Here is a 2501-nt window from a genome sequence, read left to right as displayed (position 1 = left end):
TACTCGCGTCGGCTGTTGTCTCAGCCGGGCCGTCTGAGGCTCTCGCCCTGACAGCTTGTTAAGCATACTACGCCAAGAATTCCTTGTCAAGCAAAAAGTTGACGATTCCTAAAGTTTCCCTTCAAAGGCGTCCCCTTTTATAGTATAATTATGTGGAAGTTGTATTTTATTATTTCCGTTTACAAAAAAGGAACAGGAGTTGTTACGTATGAACAAAAAGTATTTAGTTATGGCGGCAACTGTAGCTGCAGCTGCTACCTTACTCGCCGGATGTGGTTCTTCAGCAGACAAACAGGGCGGTGCTGCCGATGAGCAGAAAACCCTCGTCGTCGGGATGGAACCGACTTTCCCGCCTTTTGAATTCACGGACAACGGCAAGTATGTAGGCTTTGATATTGATTTAGCCAATGCCATCGGTGAAAAGACGGGCATGCAGGTTGAAGTCAAAAGCCTCGGCTTCGACGCCCTCATTCCGGCACTGCGCAGCGGCCAGATCGACATGATTGCTTCCGGCATGGACGCTACTCCGGAACGACAGAAACAAGTTTCCTTTACAGAACCGTACTTCCAGGACGGCTATTCCGTCGTCGTCCGCAAGGATAACGACACCATTCACGGCTTTGATGACCTCAAAGGCCGGACGGTCGGCACTCAGGTCGGCACCAAGGGCGTAGACCTCGGAACGGAAGCCGGTGCAACGGTCAAACAGTATGACGCCAACAGCCAGGGCTGGATGGAACTGCAGAGCAATACCTGCGATGCCGTCATCATCAATACGTCGGTTGCCCTCTACTATCTGAAAGAAGGCGGCGACAAGGACCTAAAAATCGTCGGTGATTCCAAGAAAACCGATGCCGGTATCGCCATGGCTGTCGGAAAAGATAAAACAGACCTCCTCGAAAAAGTCAACAAGGCCTTGGCTGACCTCAAAGCAGACGGAACGTATGCGAAACTCTACAAAAAATGGTTCGGCATCGACCCGCAGATGTAACCCATGTATAAGACGTATATATTCGACTTCGACTACACTTTGGCCAACTCGGAAAAGGGTATCGTCATGTGCTTCCAGCTCCTCTTTGATGCGGAAGGCTATGAAGGCATTCCAGAAGATGCCATTCGCCGTACGATCGGCATGACTATGTACGATGCCATGAAAAGCCTTACCGGCGAAACGGACCCGGACCGGATCCATGAACTGATTAAGGAATATAAAGTCCGCTTCTCCGACAAGTATATGACGGCCAATACCCATCTCTATCCAGAGACCCTGCCGGTATTAAAGGCCCTTAAAGCACAGGGGAGCCGCTGCTGCATCGTATCGACCAAGACCCGTTCGCGCATTAACGAAACACTCCGTAAATACGCCATGGAGTCCCTCATCGACCTCGTCGTCGGCATGGAAGACGTGGACAATGCAAAACCGGCACCGGATGGAATCAATCGGGTCTGCGACCATTTCGGGCTGGATAAAAAAGACGTCCTCTATATCGGCGACAATACCATCGATGCCGAAGCGGCCCGAAATGCCGGCGTCGCCTTTGCCGCTGTGACGACAGGAACGACGTCAGAAAAAGATTTTCTTCCCCTGCCCCATGTGGCCATCATGAAAGATCTCAGTGACATCCTTGCTATTCCCTAATTGGAGGAACCTACTATGATGAAGAAAAAAGTTATGACCTTGGCAGCGGCCTCGATAGCCGCCGTGACTCTCCTCGCCGGCTGCGGCGGCAGCACAGAACAATCCGCTGGCGGCGCTAAGGGAGACAAGACGCTCATCGTCGGGACCGAACCGACCTTCCCGCCTTTTGAATTTACGGAAAATGATAAAGACGTCGGCTTCGATATCGATTTAGCCCAGGCCATCTGCGATAAGTTAGGCTACAAGATGGAAGTCAAGAACCTCGGCTTCGACGCCTTGATTCCGGCTTTAAAGAGCGGCCAGATCGACATCATCGCCGCCGGCATGGATGCGACGGAAGAACGGAAGAAACAGATCAACTTCACGGACGTCTACTATCAGGGCGGCTACACCATCGTCGTTCCCGTAGGCAATACGGATATTACCGGTTATGATTCCATCGCCGGAAAGACCGTCGGTGCCCAGGTCGGATCAAAAGCAGCCGACTATGCCCGTGAACACGGTGCTAATGTCAAGGAGTTCGACACCAATACACAAGGCTGGATGGAACTAGAAGCCGGCACATGTGACGCCGTCTCCATCGACCAGGCCGTCGCCCAGTACTATCTCCAGCAGGGCGGCAAAGACAAGCTCAAACTCGTCGGTGCTCCGATCACCTCTCGCGGTGTAGCCATGGGGATTAGTAAAGACAAACAGGAACTGACTGACCAGGTCAACCAGGCCTTAAAAGAACTCAAGGCAGACGGAACGTACGACAAAATCTATCAGAAATGGTTTGGCACAGCACCGAATAAATAAGCGTAAAGTCTCTATCTATTCGAACGGTGTCGACCGTCAACAGCATAAGAAAACAGCCATCCAT

General features: G+C 51.6%; 3 protein-coding genes. All 3 read left to right on the top strand.

Features of this window, described 5'->3' with window-relative positions:
- Positions 1–208 precede the first annotated feature (208 nt).
- Genes TX77_RS12815 through TX77_RS12805 form a run of 3 tightly spaced genes read left to right on the top strand, consistent with a single transcriptional unit; the run spans position 209 to position 2437 of the window.
- Entirely contained in the window at positions 209–991 is a 783-nt protein-coding gene (locus TX77_RS12815; protein WP_044505460.1) for a basic amino acid ABC transporter substrate-binding protein, read from the top strand.
- A gap of 3 nt (positions 992–994) precedes the next feature.
- Entirely contained in the window at positions 995–1639 is a 645-nt protein-coding gene (locus TX77_RS12810; protein ID WP_044505459.1) for an HAD family hydrolase, read from the top strand.
- 18 nt (positions 1640–1657) lie between these two features.
- Positions 1658–2437 (top strand): basic amino acid ABC transporter substrate-binding protein, encoded by a 780-nt coding sequence (locus TX77_RS12805; protein ID WP_418294691.1) that lies wholly within the window; start codon positions 1658–1660, stop codon positions 2435–2437.
- The last annotated feature ends 64 nt before the right edge of the window (positions 2438–2501 follow it).

Origin of the sequence: Megasphaera massiliensis, assembly GCF_000455225.1 — a bacterium.
GTDB lineage: Bacteria > Bacillota > Negativicutes > Veillonellales > Megasphaeraceae > Megasphaera > Megasphaera massiliensis.
This window is presented reverse-complemented; position numbering and strand designations above follow the sequence as displayed.

Bases quoted from the DNA above. Each gene is read 5' to 3' on its own strand.
- TX77_RS12805 (WP_418294691.1), top strand. From the start codon at position 1,658: ATGAAGAAAAAAGTTATGACCTTGGCAGCGGCCTCGATAGCCGCCGTG.
- TX77_RS12815 (WP_044505460.1), top strand. From the start codon at position 209: ATGAACAAAAAGTATTTAGTTATGGCGGCAACTGTAGCTGCAGCTGCT.
- TX77_RS12810 (WP_044505459.1), top strand. From the start codon at position 995: ATGTATAAGACGTATATATTCGACTTCGACTACACTTTGGCCAACTCG.